At 37.2% G+C, this 18,390-nt stretch carries 19 protein-coding genes; 12 read left to right on the forward strand and 7 right to left on the reverse strand.

Features of this window, described 5'->3' with window-relative positions; all coding sequences use genetic code 11:
* Positions 1 to 6: 6 nt before the first annotated feature.
* Positions 7 to 2,601, reverse strand: coding sequence for a DNA mismatch repair protein MutS (gene mutS, locus GFU89_RS13385; RefSeq protein ID WP_318847600.1), 2,595 nt, complete (start codon positions 2,599 to 2,601; stop codon positions 7 to 9).
* 124 nt (positions 2,602 to 2,725) lie between these two features.
* Between mutS and GFU89_RS13390 the strand changes: the two genes are divergently transcribed.
* Entirely contained in the window at positions 2,726 to 3,256 is a 531-nt protein-coding gene (locus GFU89_RS13390) for a GNAT family protein (RefSeq protein WP_318847601.1), read from the forward strand.
* A 185-nt stretch (positions 3,257 to 3,441) separates the two neighbouring features.
* Here the strand turns inward: GFU89_RS13390 and GFU89_RS13395 are convergent, their stop codons facing one another.
* Positions 3,442 to 4,320, reverse strand: a complete 879-nt coding sequence (locus tag GFU89_RS13395; protein WP_318847602.1) for a cupin-like domain-containing protein — start codon at positions 4,318 to 4,320, stop codon at positions 3,442 to 3,444.
* Positions 4,321 to 4,448: 128 nt separating this feature from the next.
* On the opposite strand from GFU89_RS13395, the gene GFU89_RS13400 reads away from it, so the two are divergent.
* Positions 4,449 to 5,345 (forward strand): bestrophin family protein, encoded by an 897-nt coding sequence (locus tag GFU89_RS13400; protein WP_318847603.1) that lies wholly within the window; start codon positions 4,449 to 4,451, stop codon positions 5,343 to 5,345.
* Positions 5,346 to 5,358: 13 nt separating this feature from the next.
* Here the strand turns inward: GFU89_RS13400 and GFU89_RS13405 are convergent, their stop codons facing one another.
* Positions 5,359 to 5,958, reverse strand: coding sequence for a hypothetical protein (locus tag GFU89_RS13405; RefSeq protein WP_318847604.1), 600 nt, complete (start codon positions 5,956 to 5,958; stop codon positions 5,359 to 5,361).
* 55 nt (positions 5,959 to 6,013) lie between these two features.
* Here GFU89_RS13405 and GFU89_RS13410 point away from each other — a divergent pair, with 55 nt between their 5' ends.
* The 9 genes from GFU89_RS13410 to GFU89_RS13450 all read left to right on the forward strand — a co-directional run bounded on the left by GFU89_RS13410 (position 6,014) and on the right by GFU89_RS13450 (position 13,690).
* On the forward strand, positions 6,014 to 6,634 hold the full coding sequence (locus GFU89_RS13410; RefSeq protein WP_318847605.1) for a toxin-antitoxin system YwqK family antitoxin: 621 nt from the start codon (positions 6,014 to 6,016) through the stop codon (positions 6,632 to 6,634).
* 5 nt (positions 6,635 to 6,639) lie between these two features.
* Positions 6,640 to 7,170 (forward strand): RNA methyltransferase, encoded by a 531-nt coding sequence (locus GFU89_RS13415; RefSeq protein ID WP_318847606.1) that lies wholly within the window; start codon positions 6,640 to 6,642, stop codon positions 7,168 to 7,170.
* Between the two features lie 187 nt (positions 7,171 to 7,357).
* Positions 7,358 to 8,011, forward strand: a complete 654-nt coding sequence (locus tag GFU89_RS13420) for a CBS domain-containing protein (RefSeq protein ID WP_318847607.1) — start codon at positions 7,358 to 7,360, stop codon at positions 8,009 to 8,011.
* Between the two features lies 1 nt (position 8,012).
* A complete protein-coding gene (locus GFU89_RS13425; protein WP_318847608.1) occupies positions 8,013 to 8,879 on the forward strand; it encodes an NAD kinase in 867 nt (288 codons plus the stop codon).
* A 70-nt stretch (positions 8,880 to 8,949) separates the two neighbouring features.
* On the forward strand, positions 8,950 to 10,020 hold the full coding sequence (gene fbaA / locus GFU89_RS13430) for a class II fructose-bisphosphate aldolase (RefSeq protein ID WP_047422087.1): 1,071 nt from the start codon (positions 8,950 to 8,952) through the stop codon (positions 10,018 to 10,020).
* 90 nt (positions 10,021 to 10,110) lie between these two features.
* Complete coding sequence (accD, locus tag GFU89_RS13435) at positions 10,111 to 10,965, forward strand: acetyl-CoA carboxylase, carboxyltransferase subunit beta (protein ID WP_318847609.1); 855 nt, start codon at positions 10,111 to 10,113, stop codon at positions 10,963 to 10,965.
* 54 nt (positions 10,966 to 11,019) lie between these two features.
* A complete protein-coding gene (locus tag GFU89_RS13440; protein ID WP_318847610.1) occupies positions 11,020 to 11,529 on the forward strand; it encodes a DUF6973 domain-containing protein in 510 nt (169 codons plus the stop codon).
* Between the two features lie 296 nt (positions 11,530 to 11,825).
* Complete coding sequence (locus GFU89_RS13445; protein ID WP_318847611.1) at positions 11,826 to 13,229, forward strand: nucleoside recognition domain-containing protein; 1,404 nt, start codon at positions 11,826 to 11,828, stop codon at positions 13,227 to 13,229.
* Between the two features lie 68 nt (positions 13,230 to 13,297).
* On the forward strand, positions 13,298 to 13,690 hold the full coding sequence (locus tag GFU89_RS13450) for a hypothetical protein (RefSeq protein ID WP_318847612.1): 393 nt from the start codon (positions 13,298 to 13,300) through the stop codon (positions 13,688 to 13,690).
* A gap of 15 nt (positions 13,691 to 13,705) precedes the next feature.
* Here the strand turns inward: GFU89_RS13450 and GFU89_RS13455 are convergent, their stop codons facing one another.
* From GFU89_RS13455 to GFU89_RS13470, 4 genes are all read right to left on the reverse strand, one after another.
* On the reverse strand, positions 13,706 to 14,593 hold the full coding sequence (locus GFU89_RS13455) for a ferric siderophore ABC transporter substrate-binding protein (protein WP_318847613.1): 888 nt from the start codon (positions 14,591 to 14,593) through the stop codon (positions 13,706 to 13,708).
* 35 nt (positions 14,594 to 14,628) lie between these two features.
* Positions 14,629 to 15,027 carry a biopolymer transporter ExbD gene (locus GFU89_RS13460; RefSeq protein WP_318847614.1) on the reverse strand — a complete coding sequence of 133 codons (399 nt, stop codon included), beginning with the start codon at positions 15,025 to 15,027 and terminating at the stop codon, positions 14,629 to 14,631.
* A 12-nt stretch (positions 15,028 to 15,039) separates the two neighbouring features.
* Positions 15,040 to 15,744: a MotA/TolQ/ExbB proton channel family protein gene (locus tag GFU89_RS13465; RefSeq protein WP_109737859.1), complete on the reverse strand. Its 705-nt coding sequence runs from the start codon at positions 15,742 to 15,744 to the stop codon at positions 15,040 to 15,042.
* A 175-nt stretch (positions 15,745 to 15,919) separates the two neighbouring features.
* Complete coding sequence (locus GFU89_RS13470) at positions 15,920 to 16,381, reverse strand: hypothetical protein (protein WP_318847615.1); 462 nt, start codon at positions 16,379 to 16,381, stop codon at positions 15,920 to 15,922.
* A 169-nt stretch (positions 16,382 to 16,550) separates the two neighbouring features.
* Here GFU89_RS13470 and GFU89_RS13475 point away from each other — a divergent pair, with 169 nt between their 5' ends.
* Entirely contained in the window at positions 16,551 to 18,347 is a 1,797-nt protein-coding gene (locus GFU89_RS13475) for a DUF885 domain-containing protein (RefSeq protein ID WP_318847616.1), read from the forward strand.
* Positions 18,348 to 18,390: the final 43 nt, after the last annotated feature.

Consider the following 18,390-nt stretch of genomic DNA (forward strand, 5'->3'; position numbering starts at 1 on the left):
ATTGGATTAACCTCCAATCATTTTTTTTATCGAATTCAGCTTCATTAAAGCTTCAATAGGTGTCAGCGTGTTGATATCTATTTTTGTCAGTTCTTCGCGGATATTTTCCAGAACAGGATCATCCAGCTGGAAGAAAGAGAGCTGCATATTTTCCTCTGTCACTCTTTTGATATTCTCAGAAGCGCTTCCACTGCCCTGAGTTCTGCTCGCTTCAAGTGTTTTAAGAATCTCATTGGCTCTGTTGACCACTTTAGAAGGCATTCCCGCCAGTTTTGCAACATGGATACCGAAACTATGTTCACTTCCCCCGGGAACCAGTTTTCTAAGAAAGATAATATTTCCTTTATTTTCCTGAATAGAAACATGGAAATTTTTTACCCTTTCGAAATTGACAGTCATTTCATTCAGCTCATGGTAATGTGTTGCAAATAAGGTTTTAGCCTGCGTAGGATGTTGATGAAGATATTCTGCAATTGCCCATGCAATAGAAACTCCATCGTAAGTGGAAGTTCCACGGCCGATTTCATCCAGCAAAATCAGGCTTCGTTCTGAAATATTGTTCAAAATATTAGCAGCCTCGTTCATTTCTACCATGAAAGTAGATTCTCCTGCAGAAATATTGTCTGTAGCTCCTACCCTCGTAAAGATCTTATCCAGTAATCCGATTTCAGCATGTTTTGCAGGTACAAAACTTCCGATTTGAGCCAAAAGACACACAATAGCCGTCTGACGCAGAATGGCAGATTTACCGGCCATGTTTGGCCCTGTCACCATGATAATCTGCTGAGAATCTTTATCCAGGAATATATCATTCGGAATATATTTTTCCCCAAGAGGAAGTGCATTCTCAATGATCGGGTGTCTGGCTTCTTTTAAATCAATGGCATAACCGTCATTCAAAACAGGTCTTGTATAGCTTTCAGAAACAGCCAGTTCAGATAATCCGGAAGCCACATCAAGCTGAGCAATGATATTGGAGTTCCCTTGAATCTGATCAATATAAATCATTGTTTCTGCACATAAGTTTCTGTACAGCGAGGTTTCCAGAACCCCTATTTTTTCTTCGGCACCCAGAATCTGGCTTTCGTATTCCTTTAATTCTTCAGTAATATATCTCTCCGCATTCACTAAGGTCTGCTTTCTTACCCAGTCATCCGGAACTTTATCTTTATGAGTATTTCGAACTTCAATATAGTATCCGAAAACGTTATTAAAATCAATTTTAAGGCTTGTAATACCTGTTCTTTCAATCTCTCTCTGGCACATTTCGTCCAGGAATCCACGCCCTTTGCTCTGTAGATTTCTCAATCTGTCCAGCTCTTCAGAAACTCCTTCTTTAATGACATTTCCTTTGGCAATACTTACCGGAAGTTCTTCATTAAGATGATTTTGCAGAAACTTAATCAATTCTTCAAGGTCAAACAAAGGTTCCAGCCACGCCAGCACATCTGCATGAGGATGCAATAAAGCTTTGATTGTATGGATATTAATTAAACTTTGGCGAAGATATCCCAGTTCTTTAGGTGAAATTTTCTCTGCGGCCAGTTTGCCCATCAATCGGTCCAGGTCAGAAATCGATTTCAGAAGCTGGCAAATTTCGTATTTAAGAGTATCTTTTTCGTTTAAGAAATCAATCAGAGAAAGTCTTCTCATGATCTCGTTCACAGATTTTAAAGGAAGAATGATTCTTCTTCTCAAAAGCCTTCCTCCCATCGGAGTAGAGGTTTTATCAATGATATCCAGCAGAGATTTCCCCTGTGGATTGCTTGGATAAACAATTTCCAGGTTTCTCAGAGTAAAATTATCCATCATCAGATAATCTTCCTGTGGAATGATCTGAAGTTTGGTAATATGGGCCAGCAGATTATGATGGGTATCTTCTACCAGATAGGCAAAAATGGCTCCTGCTGCTGTAATCGCCAAGGGAAGATTTTCTACCCCAAATCCTTTTAAAGAATTGGTTTTAAAGTGATTCGTTAATTTTTCATAGGCAAAATTATATTGAAAAGCCCAGTCTTCCAGTTTGAAGGCATTTTTATTCTTAATCTGCTCCGGAATCTGAACACTTCTCTGGTAAATAATCTCGCTGGGATCAAAAGTATTGACAATGTGCAATAGCTTCTCCAGGTTTCCTTCACTTACCAGAAATTCTCCTGTAGAGATATCTACAAGGGCAATTCCATATTTCTCTTTTTCTTTGTGTAAAGAAAGAAGAAAGTTATTCTTTTTTGAATTTAATACCTGATCATTGAAGGTAACTCCTGGCGTAACCAATTCAGTAACACCTCTTTTCACAATTCCTTTTACTGTTTTCGGGTCTTCAAGCTGATCACAGATCGCTACTCTCATGCCTGCCCTTACCAATTTTGGAAGATAAGAATCTACAGAGTGATGTGGAAATCCGGCCAGCTCTATATGCCCATCACCATTGGCTCTTTTGGTAAGCACAATACCCAGAATCTGAGAAGTTCTGACAGCATCCTGCCCAAAAGTTTCATAAAAATCCCCAACCCGGAATAATAATAGCGCATCAGGGTATTTCGCCTTGATGGTATTGTACTGCGTCATTAATGGGGTTTCTTTCTTCGCTGCTTTTGCCATAGTAAAAAATGAGCCCCAAATTTAGAAAAATAAATTCAGGGTAAGAGAATTGTTTAGGGGTTAATCTTCTATACTTTTCTTTATCAGTAATTAATCGTATTTTCACCATCAAATCACATCATTCATGGAATTTCCTGTTTTAGAGACTGAAAGGCTTATTTTACGTCAGCTTACTTTCAATGATACCCAAGACCTGTTCGAGTATTTTTCTCTGGATGAAGTCATGGAATATTATGATCTGGAGACTTTCAAAACAGAAGATGACTCCCGGCGCATTATTCAGCACTTTAACAGTGAATTTGAAAAAGGAAGAGGATTCCGATGGGCGCTTGAACTGAAATCTGAAAAGAAAGTGATCGGCACCTGCGGCTACCACAATTGGTACCGGGAACATTTCAGAGCTGAAATCGGTTACGAGCTCAACCCAAAATTCTGGCAGCAATCTTATATGAAAGAAGCCATCCTTCCGATTCTGACTTATGGGTTTGAAACTATGAGACTTCACCGGGTAGACGCATTCATTGATCCTTCCAATATTTCTTCTGAAAAGCTTTTATCTTCATTAAATTTCAGCAAAGAAGGAACGTTGAAAGATTATTTTTTTGAAAAGGGAAAATTTGTGGATGCCACAATCTTTGGGCTTATTAATAAATAAATTGATGTAAAATCTAAACGCTAAGAAGCAAAGAAAATGAATTAACTCATCTTATTTTTTGTTCGCAAGGGCATTTCATTTAGCAATTGAAAGCTTCTTCGCTGAATTAAATGTCTTTACGGGCTCTTAGCAGCAATAAAACTAAAAATTGCGTCCTTGCGTTAAAATTATCAAAGATGTAATTTTTATCTTCCTGTTCTAAGGTGTTTCTCCAAAGCCTCAGAACTTTTCTTATAGGCCCATTTTTGCTTGTAGTTTACCCATTTGGCTTTGAATAATTTTCTCATGAGCTTATCCGTGTATCTCATAATGAAGACATGATACAGCATATTGGCAAAGACATTCGGTTTATTGGGAAGCGCTCGTAATGAAAGTGAAAAACCAGGCTCAAGGTATCTGTTGAAGTGCCAGAAAGCGCCTGGAATAAAGAGAGCATCGCCATGTTCCATAAAAATTTCGTACCCTTTGGCATATTGTAAAGCCGGAAATTTTTCATAATTAGGATTTTCATAATCTAATTCATAAACTGTATGAACAGATAAAGGGACTTTATATAAAAACGGTGACTGCTTCTGATCAAACAAAAGGATTCTTTTCTTTCCTTCAAAGTGGATATGCATAAAATCACCCAAATCCACATCATAATGCATTAAAACATGAGCTTCACTCCCTCCGAAAAATAATGTTGGAAGTCTTTTAAAAAATTTCATTCCCAAATCCGGATAGGTGAAATTTTTCAGCAGCTCAGGAAGTCTGTCTGTAATGATATAGAAAAAAATGCGCAAATCTGAAGGTCTTTTTTTTATGGTATCAATGTATTCCTTCATTTTCATTTGGGCTACCGGAGCATCAGAACTTTTGGCCGCATCCGCAGGCTTGTTGTCATACAACGGAACCTCCTGATCTCCCGCTTTTTCACGAATATAGGCCAGATTCCATTTATCGAAAGCATCCCATCGACTAGCAAAATTCTTGATTAAAAGAGGTTTCTGCTTTTTAAAATAATTCTTCTGAAAATCTTCTTTACTGATATCATTTACAGTATCTACGTTTTCGAGGATCATGTATTTTGTATTTAATGCGAAATAAAAATAGTCTTTTTTTGAAACCTGCAAAAATTAAAAAAAGAGCCCTCCAAAATTAGATTTCACAAGTTTTCATCAGCCGGAACTGAGTGAAAAAAATTATATTTGTGGTAATAAGTGAATTTATGAGAGTCTACAATACCAAACATTTCCTTAGAATTCTTTTCAGTTTACACAAAAGTGATACACTGAAAATCCTTTTCCCAAGTATGGTTCTTATAGGACTTTATTCCTGGGGAATTCAGTACCTGGAAGTGGAATATCTGCACCTTACCTCAAAATCAGGAATCAGTAACGTGGGAATGATTCATTCTCTGTTGGGTTTTGTACTTTCACTTTTATTGGTTTTCAGGACCAATACTGCCTATGACAGATGGTGGGAAGGCCGAAAGCTTTGGGGAAAACTGGTCAATGACACCCGAAATTTTGCTATAAAAATCAATACCATTCTTGGGGACAACCGTCAGGATGCTGAGCAGATTGCAAGATATTTAAAGTATTTCCCTCATTTTTTAGCCAAACATCTTTCTAAGGAATCCACAAGACTCGCTTTGGATGAAGATTATTCTGAAATAGAAAATTCTTTGAAAAACCATGGCCCTAGCGAAATTGTTATTCTGCTGACTCATAAATTGAACTTATTAAAAAAAGAAGGTAAAATTTCAGAAATTGAAATGCTGTATTTAGATACTCAGCTGTCAGGATTTCTGGATGTATGCGGAGGCTGTGAGAGGATTAAAAACACTCCGATCCCATATTCTTACTCTTCATTCATCAAGAAATTTATTATTCTGTACGTTTTTGCTTTACCTATTGCCTATGTTATCACCATTGGCCTTTTCATGATTCCGCTTACTGTTTTTGTATATTATGTACTGATGAGTCTTGAGCTTATTGCAGAAGAGATTGAAGACCCCTTCAATAATGATGAGAATGATATCCCTATGGAAACATTAGCACAGAATATCGAAAAAAATGTACATCAGATTATGAACAGAAAATAAAAAATCAAGCTTTTTAAAGCTTGATTTCTTTGAGCTCACCGTCCTGTTTTATTTCGACAAATTTACTTTCTCTGTTTGCAGCAGAATATCCGTAGAAAAATGTGCTGTAGATTGGGTTAGAATACAGATAGTTTCCATATCCATTATAGGTATTTGAAGTTCCTGTCTGTTGTTGATAGCTTGCCGTTGCCGTAAAATTCACAATTGTTTCAAGATAATATTTACCCGGCTTCAGTTTTTCGAATTTGAACCTTCCGCGATTATCCGTTAAAGCCTCTACTCTATATTTAAAAGCCTCTTCAGACATATATACAGTAGTCTTTTTGTTTTCATATTTCCTTCTCATATCATAAAACTCTTCAAAATAAGGAGTCACCGGGAAAAGCATCACTACAGTTCCTTCTTTTGCATAATGCTTCTCCCCAAGCAGAGGTTTAATTCCTAATGCTGTTTTTTGTTTGGTAGAAGCAACTCCTTCAATCGTAGAATTCCCGAATCCAAGCATATCTCTGGCCATCTTTTTATCAAAAAAAACCTGCGGATAATAGGTGTTTTGTGCGCTCAGATACACAAACCCATACATCAGAATGAATAATGTGAATAATTTTTTCATAGTATATTTTTGAGTCAAATATAAGTATTTTACTATTTTTGAAATAAAAATAGCTATGAAGTACGTTTTTCTATTCCTTTTCTCCACTTCTGTCATTGTGATGGCACAGAAACCTTGTGGATATAAAGACGGATTACAGGAAGGATCCTGCAAAGAGTTTTATGACAACGGACAGATAAAAAATACAGTAGAATGGGAAAAAGGAAAGTGGGACGGAGATGCTGTTTTTTATTATGATAACGGAAAAATACAGTCTAAAGGAGAATACAAAAAAGGATTCAAAGTAAAAGAATGGTCTTATTTTGATAAAAATGGAGTCCTTACATCCAAAGAAGCTTTCAGAAACGGAGACAAGAATATTTATGATAACAGCCTTACCGCTACATTTTTTTCTCCCGCAGGTAAGATCACTGAAATTTCCAATTATAAATTCAATAAATTACAAGGGGAAAGCAAAACCTTCCATGAAGATGGAAAATCTGTGAAAGACATCGGGCAGTATGACAACGGCCTGGCTACCGGAAAGTGGAAAGTATTTTATCCATCAGGAAAACTACAGCGTGAAACTGAGCTTGCCAACGATAAGAGAAACGGCAACAGAGTTCATTACCGTGAAGACGGAAGCATAGAAAAAACAGAGGTCTATAAAGACGGAAAATTAATCTCAACAAAATAATACAATTGGTACAGAAACTAAAACTGGAAGAACTTAACAGAATAGATGTAGAAACATTTAAGAAGGTTGAAAAAATTCCGTTGGTCATCATTTTAGATAATATCAGAAGTATGCACAATGTAGGTGCAGCTTTCAGAACGGCAGATGCCTTTTTAATTGAAAAAATCATTCTTTGCGGAATTACACCGCAGCCGCCTCACCGTGAGATCCATAAAGCAGCGCTGGGCGCTACAGAAAGTGTAGACTGGTCTCATGAAGCAGACACGAACGCCGCTATTGCTGATTTGAAAAGCAAAGGGTATGAAATCATCGGAATTGAGCAGACGACCGGCAGCAAGCTTATTACCGATTTTACGATTGACAAATCAAAAAAATATGCATTGATTTTAGGAAACGAAGTAGAAGGAATCAGTGATGAAGTTCTCCCTAATGTTGATGTATTTTTAGAAATTCCACAGCTTGGAACAAAGCATTCTCTGAATGTAAGTGTATGTGCCGGAATTGTGATGTGGGAGTTTGCAAAAGCGTTAAAATAAAAAAACTGCATATGTCCTTAGTAGACAGTGCAGTTTGAAATAAATCTAATAAAAAGTAAAAATGAAAGGCGACAAAGGTACTTTTTTTTTCTTTACAATCAAATTTTAGTGGCATTTTTTTTGTTTCAGCTTAAAAAAAGTCGGGTTTTCAGAAAAAGTTTCATTTAATTTTTTATAAATTAGCACAATGTTTATCAAGGACTATATCTCAAAAGACTTTCCATGTTTTAGCCTGTCTGACTCCATAGAGTCAGCCAGAAATATGTTGGAGGATTTTGGATATTCCCATGTTTTTATCAAAAAATCCCATCATTTTTACGGAGCTCTTGCAGTGGACTTCCTGTATGAAGAAGATGGGGGAACTTTGAAAGATCTTGAGCACCAGATTGAACGGTTTGCTATTCTGGAGGACAGCAATATTATGGACAGTATCCGTCTGTTTTATACCTTTAGCAGCAATGTGATCCCGGTGATTAATAAAAATGAAAAGTATCTGGGGTATATTACCTGTGAAGATGTTTTTCAGGACCTTTCCCGATATCCTTTATTTTCGGAAACAGGAGCTATTCTTACTGTAGAAACTCCTGCCAGAAAATATTCTATGACGGAAATTACCAACATCGTAGAAAGCAACAACTCGAAGTTTTATGGAGGGTTTATAAGCTTTATGTCTGAAGAAGTGGTCCAAATCACAATAAAGATCAGCAATGAAAACCTGGCCTCGATAGACTCAACTTTTGACCGGTATGACTACAGAATTGTTGAAAAATACTATTCTGATGAGAAATCCGATCTGTTTAAAGACCGATTTGGTTTTTTACAAAAATTCATAGAAATATAACATGAAGGCAGCCATATATTCTCAGAAAAAAGATCTTGATACTTTTTTATATTTAAGCAAGTTTATCTCTGAACTTGAAGCCCGAGATGTAAAATCTGTTCTGTATGATGAAATGGCTGAAGCACTTCAGTTCTCAAAAATTTTCGAAACCTTCAACTGTAAGCAGGATCTTATTGATAAGGAAGTTGATCTGTTTTTCACTTTCGGTGGAGATGGAACGATTGTAAATTCTTTAACCTTCATTGAAGATCTTGAAATTCCTGTTGTAGGAGTGAATACTGGAAGACTTGGGTTTTTAGCTTTTTTCACCAAAGAAGAAGCTTTTAAAGAGCTTGATTCCATCTTAAAAGGAGATGTAAAGACGAGCCGCCGTTCGGTTATTGAAGTTGTTTCTCCCAATCTGGAGGGATTTTTTCCTTATGCCCTGAACGATGTCACGGTTTCCAGAAAAGAAACCACATCAATGATTACAGTAGACTCTTATATCAATGATGAGTTTCTGAATGTATTCTGGGGTGATGGTGTTATCATCTCCACTCCTACCGGTTCTACCGCTTATTCATTGAGCTGTGGAGGCCCAATCATTTCTCCAAACAACGAAAATTTCGTCATCACTCCTATTGCCCCTCACAATCTGAATGTGAGACCTTTAGTGGTGAATGATAAAGTAGAAATAAAATTCAGGGTTGAAAGCCGTGTACCTCAATACTCTCTTTCTTTAGACTCCCGACTGATCCATATAGAAACTGATAAGGAAATTATCATTAAAAAGGCAGGTTTCCAGCTTCTTCTGGTACAGCCCAACAGTTTAAGTTTCTACGAGACGATCCGTCAGAAGCTACTTTGGGGAAGAGATAAAAGAAATTAGTAATTTCTTAAAAATGATTACCTTTACACGAAATTAAAACACCTAATAAATTTATAATAAAAAGTAAAACATGAGCAGAATTTTTCCGGCAGGAGTTGCCACAGGTCAGTTAGTTACTGATATCTTTCAGTATGCTAAAGAAAACAAGTTTGCATTACCTGCAGTAAACGTAATTGGATCAAGCAACGTAAACGCTGTGATGGAAACTGCAGCGAAATTGAACTCTCCTGTAATTATTCAGTTTTCAAATGGTGGAGCTGCTTTCAACGCAGGGAAAGGATTAAACAATGACGGACAAAAGGCTGCAATCTTAGGATCTATCGCTGGTGCAAAACATATCCACACCCTTGCAGAAGCTTACGGAGCAACTGTAATTCTACACACAGACCACTGTGCAAAGAAATTACTTCCTTGGATCGACGGATTGATGGATGCTAATGAAGATTTCTTCAAGCAGACAGGAAAATCTCTTTACTCTTCTCACATGCTAGATCTTTCTGAAGAATCTTTGGAAGAAAATCTTGAGATTTCAGCTCAGTATTTCGAAAGAATGGCTAAGCTTCAGATGACTCTTGAAGTAGAAATCGGAGTTACTGGTGGAGAAGAAGATGGTGTTGACAACTCAGACGTTGATAACTCTAAATTATATACTCAGCCTGAAGACATAGCTTACACATATGAAAAATTAAAAGCTATTTCTGATAACTTTACCATTGCTGCTGCTTTTGGTAACGTACATGGAGTTTACAAGCCAGGAAACGTAGTTCTTACTCCGAAAATCCTTGACAATTCTCAGAAATATGTTCAGGAGAAATTCGGAACGGCTGCTAAACCTATCAACTTTGTATTCCATGGAGGTTCAGGATCTACTTTAGAGGAGATCAGAGAAGCTATCGACTACGGAGTGATCAAAATGAATATCGATACTGACCTTCAGTTTGCATATACAGAAGGCGTTAGAGATTATATGGTAAATAATATTGATTATTTAAGAGCTCAAATCGGAAACCCTGAAGGAGAAGAAAAACCTAACAAGAAATTCTATGACCCAAGAGTTTGGGTAAGAAAAGGTGAGGAAACATTCTCTACAAGATTGGTAAAAGCATTTGAAGATTTAAATAACGTAAATACTTTAAAATAAGAACTGTACATTTGTACCAATGTAAAACGTATTCATAAGAAATACATTTACATTGGTACATTTTACATTTATACATTAATACAAGCAAAAATGGCATTCGACTGGTTTAAAAGAAAAGCAAAAAACATTACCACTTCTACTGATGAAAAAAAGGACGTTCCCAAAGGCCTTTGGCATCAGACTCCATCCGGAAAAGTTGTGGAACATGATGAACTAAAGAGAAATAACTATGTTTCTCCTGAAGACGGATTTCATGTAAGAATAGGAAGTGCGGAATTTTTTGACATCCTTTTTGACGGTGGTAAATTTACCGAAATGGATGCTAACGTTGAAAGTATTGATATCTTAAACTTCAAAGATACAAAGCCTTACAAAGACCGTTTGAAAGAAGTAAAAGCGAAAACCAAGCTTACTGACTCTATCAGAAATGCTGTGGGAACTGTAAAAGGAACTGAAATGGTAGTTTCTTGTATGGATTTTGCTTTCATTGGTGGATCTTTAGGTTCTGTAATGGGAGAAAAGATCAGAAGAGCAGTAGATTACTGTATCAAGCACAAACTTCCGTATATGATTATCTGTCAGTCCGGAGGAGCAAGAATGCAGGAAGCCACTTACTCTTTGATGCAGTTGGCAAAAGTTCAGGCTAAGTTGGCTCAGCTTTCTGAAGCAGGACTTTTATATATCGCTTATCTTTGTGACCCTACATTTGGAGGAATCACAGCTTCTTTCGCAATGACTGCTGATATCATCATGGCAGAGCCGGGAGCATTGATCGGTTTTGCGGGACCAAGAGTAATCCGTGAAACGATTGGTAGAGACTTACCGGAAGGATTCCAGACATCAGAATTCTTACAGGAAAAAGGATTTGTAGATTTCATCGTAAAAAGAACTGAAATTCAGGATACTGTAGCAAAAACAGTTAATTTATTAGCTGTAAACGCATAATATCTGTAACAAAAACAATACAATCTCTCTCTAATTAGGGAGAGATTTTTATTTATGAGGACTTTTAAGATATTTTTCAATACCATCCGGAGCATGAGTTTCAAAAAGATTATACGTCTTTTATCACTTATCCTTCCCCATCCTCTTTTTGCCCTGTTGAGCTTTCACGCCACCGTAAAAGCATTTACCATTGCCCAGACAAAATTTCCTGAGACAGCCTCCAACAACGGAATTGGAAATGCTTTCAGACATGCTCTGTGGTGCTGCTTCATTATGATGTACTGCTGCAAAGTATCTTCTCCTAAAAAAGCGCTGGATTTTTGCAAAAGAATAACAGATATGCATGAAGAACTATTCCCGAATGAGCCCCTGGAAACAAAAATGGATCTTCATAACAATAAAATCGGAATGGATTATTTCATGGAGCTTCTTCCGGGTATTCACCGTCAGTTTTTTGAAAAAAACTTTTTTGTAGAAGCATTAATTAAGAAAATGGATGAAGCTAAGGTTCTGAAAAATCTTGATGATGATTTTGAAGGGCATCTTGTTTATCTGAAAGAATAAATCATTTTAACTTTAAACGCTAGGGATTGCAAAGAAAATCTAAAAACTTAATGTATATTTTCGGTCGCAAGGACATTTCATTTAACAATATTCTCTTATTTAGGTTCTCTTTGCTTAGTGCTAACGTCTTTGCGAACAAAAAAACATCATTTTAGAAACCTTTGCGGACATTGCGTTAAAATGGTCTAAGGTCTGAAACCATCATTAGTTCTATTTCACATCAGAATAACAAAAGACTTTAGTTATTTTTGTGGTTTAAAGTATTTTTGATAAGTTTAAACAATTAAATCAATCAAATGGTTCTCAGCAGAATTTGGTCGGCTTTCATTATCATTGCCATTGCCATTGCCAGTATAAAATACGTTTCTTCAGGTCACTACAAAACCATTTTCAATGACATGGTGGTAGGAAAAGGAGGTGATACAGTGAAGATTGTATCTCAACCGATGAACAGCCTCTCTCCTGTTATCAGAGACAGCCTGATGAAAAAGAATGATTTTGCGGACAGCAGAATTCATTATAAAACAGATTCTTTAAAACAAAATGTAAACGTTTACCGTGTTCAGGAAGCTGATGGAGTGATTGGAACGTCAGAAACTGCCGTGAAGATCTGTATTGGTCTCATCGGAATCATGACTTTATTCATGGGATTCATGAGTATTGCAGAAAAAGCAGGAGGTATCAACCTTTTAAGCCGTCTGATTCAACCTTTCTTCTCGAAATTATTTCCTGATATCCCCAAAAACCATCCCGCATTCGGACATATGCTGATGAATTTCAGTGCCAACCTTCTGGGGCTGGATAATGCAGCAACTCCTTTTGGATTAAAAGCCATGGAAAGCCTCCAGTCTTTAAATCCTAATAAAGATACAGCCAGTAATTCACAGATTATGTTTCTGTGTCTCCATGCCGGAGGTATGACTTTGATTCCCGTATCCATTATTGCCATCAGAGCATCTATGGGTTCTAAAACGCCTACAGATATTTTCCTGCCTTGTATGATTGCTACTTTTGCAGCTACATTGGCAGCAATGATTATCGTTTCTCTTTATCAGAAGATTAATCTGCTTCGCCCTATAGTTATCGCTTATGTAGGGGGAATTTCAGCAGTGATTGCCTTATTGGTAGTTTATCTTGTACAGCTGAGCAAAGATCAGCTGGATGACTTCAGCAAAGTATTAAGCAATGGTTTAATTCTTTTCATTTTCCTTGCTATTGTACTTGGAGCCCTTTACAAGAAAATCAACGTTTTTGATGCCTTTATTGAAGGAGCAAAAGAAGGCTTCACTACCTGTGTCAAGATTATTCCTTACCTGGTTGGGATGCTGATTGCTATTTCACTATTAAGAACTTCCGGTGTTTTTGATATGATCATTGATGGAATGAAATGGGTTGCTAATGTTGCCAATATGGATCCAAGATTTGTAGACGGACTTCCGACAGCTTTAATCAAGCCTTTATCCGGTTCAGGAGCAAGAGGAATGATGGTAGACACGATGACAACGTTCGGAGCTGATAGTTTTCAGGGGAAATTAGCCGCTGTACTTCAGGGAAGCTCAGATACGACATTTTACGTGATTGCAGTCTATTTTGGCGCCGTAGCCGTTAAGAATACAAGATATACGGTAATCGCTATGCTTCTGGCCGATTTAGTCGGTGTTATCACTGCAATTGCATTAGCTTATTTGTTCTTTGCTTAATAAAAGAGTTGCTGGTTAAAACCGACGCTATTATCTTTAAACACTAAACATAAAACCTTACATCAATTATGATTACAGATAAAGAATTTACCTTACGACTTATTCGTCAATTAACTCAGGCATTAGAAAAACTTATCCTGGATAAACCGGAAGAAAGTCTAATGCAGAAAGAACTGGATTTTGATACTCTGATGAGAGATATTTTCAAGATGGATTTCACAGAAGTTTCTTCTAAAACAAAGGAAAAAATGATTGCAATAGTCAACGAAAGACAGGAAAGAGATCATAAGGATTATTATGAAATGCTTGGAAATCTTTTCTACTTCAACAGCAGGATAAATCATAACAAAGATTTTCAGGATAAGGCAAAGACTTTCTACGAGCTGTATCTTCAGACCAGCGGTATTTTTGCCCTTCCGATCATCAATAGAATCAACGAATTAAAAAAAGCACTTGAATAAAGTGCTTTTGTATTTTTAGAATGTAATTTTATAAGTTCCGGTAGAAGAAGTACTGGCTTTCTCTGCCTTTACATATTTCTTCACCCAGGCTACTGATGTGGAAGATACACAAGGATCTGAGACTCCTCCTAATCTTCTTGCAGATACTACATTTCCTGCTTTATCTACAGTGTAGGCAATGGTAATTGATCCGCTTGCTGTACAGCTGTGAGATGGCTGCGCTCCTCCTCTTCCCATTGTCCCCGGAATATAACCAGTCAGTTTTCTGTCGATTCCTACTTTACTGTCTCCGTTTCCGTCTCCACCTAAGGGATCTCCTGCATTTCCTATGCCCTCTCCTGTTCCCTGGCTCCCCGCTTTTGTGCCTCTTCCTTTGATCAGGTTTCCAATGGCGGCATTTCCTTTTCCATCCCCGTTTCCGGTTTTTGAGTTAGCAGTAGCAGCTCCAGATTTCTTGGTATTTTTTGAAGCACTCGCACTTGTTGCTTCTTTTTTCTCAGCTTTTTTTGAATCTTCTTTTTTAGGAACTGTTGCTTTTGAATTTCCTGTGATGACCTTCTCCTTTGTCTCTACCTTTTTGGGTTCAGGGGTAGGAGCCGGTTCTGGTTTTACAATGGTTTTTGTTTCCGGAACAGGGGTTTCTGCAGGTTCAGGGGTCACTTCTTCAGTAGCTGCAGCAAGACTTCCCGGCTGCTCAGCAGGTTCTTCAATACCTTTCCCATTTCTATTGTCCCCGAAGTTCACCAACATGGTAGTAACCACTTCAGGATCTTTGTCAATCTCAGGTTTTAGTTTATACAAAAAAACAAAAAGCAAAATAGCAGCCCAGATAAGAACAGAAAGCAGAGCGCTCTTTATCCTATCTTTGTTTTCTTCGTTTTTGTTTGCTGTATAGCTTCTCATCTTAACAGGTAATTCTTTCCGGAAATCCGGATTTGTTATTTATCTTTAACGGTTGCAATTGCAATGTTAAACTTATATTTTTCAGCAATTTCCATTACAAAAACAACATCTTTATGCAGTGTATTTTCGTCGGCTCTGATTGTGAAAGATTTATTGGCCTGCCCGGCTAATTTATCTACAATAATCTTTTCCAGTTCCCCTTTACCGGCAGGATTGTCATCCACAAAGAATGAGCCGTCCGGCTTGATGCTTACTGTCACTGGATTGGGTATAGTATCGTCAACAGCTCCGGCTTTCGGCAGATTCACATCAATGGCACTCTGATTGGCCGCAGAAGATGTGATCATAAAGAATATCAGCATCAACAGGATAACGTCTGTCATCGCTGCTAAGCTGAATTCCGGGTTTGCTTTATTTCTTCTCTGAATTTTCATCTTAAGAAAGATTTATAAAGGTTTGTTGATAAGGTCTAAAAATTCTCCTGACATATTCTGAGCCTTCAGTACAAATTTATCTATTCTTGTCAATAGAATATTGTAACAGAAGTTCGCAGGAATTGCTACTGCCAAACCGACAGCTGTCTGTCCCAACGCGGTATAAATACCTTCTGAAAGTGTTTTCGGAGAGAAAGATCCTGTAGCGTGGGATAAATTAAAGAAAGCAATAATCATCCCGATTACCGTACCCAAAAGTCCTAACATTGGTGCAATACTCGGTACTACCGCCAGAAGGTTTAGGTTTTTCTCCATATTGGCAACCTCTACCTGGGCCTGCGATTCCATAGCACTTACAATATCAGAAACAGGACGTCCCAATCTTGAAATTCCTTTTTCTAAAATTCTTCCTTCCGGAGAATTCTGTGTTTTGCAATAATCAGCTGCAGCCTCTATTTTTCCTGCTTTGATAAAGTCTTCAATATTGTTCATGAAGTTGGAATCCGTTTTTGAAGTCAGCCTTTTGATAAAGAAGAATCTTTCAAAAAACAGATAAAGAGAAAATATCCCCAACAGCAACACAATGGCCATCACTATTTTAGCGAATGCACCCCCATGGAACATGATTTTCCAGAATGAGAACTCTAAGTTGTCTGCAGCAACTGCAGGTGTGGCGATTTGTGCAAATAAAATCTGAGAAAGTTCCGTTAACAGCATTAAATGTGAATTTTATTAAAGTTTCAACGACAAATGTAATAGAATATTATGAATTGAACTCTTAAAAATTGCTTAAAAACAACTTAAAATTTGTTATTATTTACGGATAGCAAATTTCTTTCCAAAAAATAATTTTGAAAAGAAATTCGATAGTAAAAAAGCAACAAGGCTTCTGTTAATCCTCGTCTACCTCAATATCATCCTGCTTGAATTCGCATTTTAATCTAAAAGGAATCGGTGTATCAGATCCGGTATAGAAATCATCAATGGTGCCCTTCCAGATGACCTGAAGCTCTCCCTCTTCATTTCTTTCGAAAAGAAGCTCGTTGTCGTAGATATAAGCATCTTCGTCATCGAAAAGATCTACTTCTGTGTAGGTTTCTTCATCAGAGTCATTGATTTTGATTGTTTTTCCTTCTATTTCCGTCGATTCAATAGGCAAATCGAAAACTTCAAGTGAAAGCTGCGGAAACTTGTACTGTAGTGAATCATCGTCTACGTGATCCAAACTGTCATCCGTAATAACTTCAACCTCTAAAAAATGTTGTTGATTGCTGTAGATGGCTTTACAATAAGTATTTCTGATATTGTATTTTAGCGTCTCCTCCGGATGGTAAATTTTTAAAATCCCTTTCATTTTTTCTTAAAAAAGAACTGTAATAATATGATTGTTAAACGTTTTAGACAAAGATAAAAAATTGATTCAAAGTTGAAAGTATTTTGAAAATAATTTTTTAAAATCGGCTTATACAATAATACTGAATATCCCAATAATACTTACTTTTGTTTTCATAAAGATTCTGAAAATGAAAAATATTTTATCAAAAGGTATTCTGGGATTAGGGTTGATGATTGGTCTTGCTTCATGCAAAAAAACGGACTCTCCTCTTACCAAAGTAACGCCTAGCAATCTGGATTCTATTGCTTCCAACTATTATGAGCAGTACCTTAAGCTATACCCTTTAGATGCTACCTCTCAGGGAGATACAAGGTATAACGACCAGCTTCCTATCAACATTGATAAAGATTTTATCTCAGGAGAAATCGCTTTCTATAATTCTGTACAAAAACAACTGGAGCATGTAGATTACAAAGCTCTTACTGACGAAGATAAAGTGGTGTATGATGTGCTCGATTATACTTTAAAAGATAAAATTGAAGCCTATGCCTATCACCCGGAATATATTCCTTTCACACAATTTGGAGGTCTTCCGCTTACTTTTCCATTATATGGGAGCGGACAGGGCAGCCAACCTTTCAAAACAGAAAAAGATTACAGTGACTGGCTGAAGAGAATGGAAAAATTTCCGGAATGGATGGATGCAGCAGCAGACAACTTCCGTGACGGAATTAGTAATAAAGTAGTGCTTCCTAAAAAACTGGTTATCAAAATGATTCCTCAGATGAAAGCAGAGGAAATCACAACTGCTGATATGGAAAAGAATATTTTCTACGGGCCAGTAAGGAACTTCCCAAAAAGCTTCACGCAGGATCAGAAAGACAAGTTTTCAGCGCTTTATAAAGAAGCTATCATGAAAAAAATTATTCCTGCCTATACTAAAATGGGTGTCTTTTTAGAAAAAGATTATCTTCCAAAAGCCAGAGATACTGACGGATACAACAGTCTTCCCAACGGCAATGAAATTTACAGCTATTATGTAAAAAGCTGGACAACGACTAAGAAATCTCCTGAAGAGATCAATAAGATTGGATTACAGCAGGTAGCTATGCTTCGTGCAGAAATGGAAAAAGTAAAGCAGCAGGTAGGTTTTAACGGAACCCTGGAAGAGTTTATCACTTTTGTGAAAACGGATCCAAAAGCGATGCCTTATAAAACCTCTAAGGAAGTTTTAAATGCCTTCAATGGTATTCTGACGAAGATTACTCCGAAGCTTAAAACGATGTTTAACGTTACTCCGAAAACAAAATTTGAAATCAGACAGACAGAAAAATTCAGAGAGGCTAGTGCCAGCGCAGAGTACATTCCGGGAACCCCTGACGGTAAAAGAGCGGGTATATTTTATGTTCCACTCCCAGATCCTACAAAATTCAATGTTACTTCAGGAATGGAGTCTCTTTTCCTTCATGAAGCCATACCAGGACATCATTATCAGGTTTCTCTGCAGCAGGAAAACACAAAACTTCCTAAATTTATGAGATTCGGATGGTTCGGAGCCTATGGTGAAGGATGGGCACATTATTGTGAAACATTAGGCCCTGAATTCGGTTTATATACTGATCCTTATCAGAAAATGGGATATCTAAGCGATCAGATGCTGAGAGCAGTACGACTTGTAGTAGACACTGGACTTCACACAGGAAAAATGTCAAGAGAAGAAGCCATCAAATATTTCCTAAGCAACATTTCTTATGATGAGGGATCTGCCACAGCGGAAGTAGAAAGATATATGGCAATGCCGGGACAGGCTTTAGGCTACAAAATAGGGTCATTAAGAATCCGTGAGCTGAGAGAAAAATATCAGAAAGAACTAGGAAAGAAATTCAATCTGGCTAGCTTCCATGATGAAGTATTAAGCCAGGGATGCCTTCCTTTGGATGTTCTTAACAGAAAAATGGAGCTTTGGGCTCAAAAACAAAAATAAAATTAAGTTAATAAAAAGGGTACTCTATTCGATCGGTACCCTT

The organism is Chryseobacterium sp. JV558 (genome assembly GCF_033712365.1).
Lineage (GTDB): Bacteria > Bacteroidota > Bacteroidia > Flavobacteriales > Weeksellaceae > Chryseobacterium.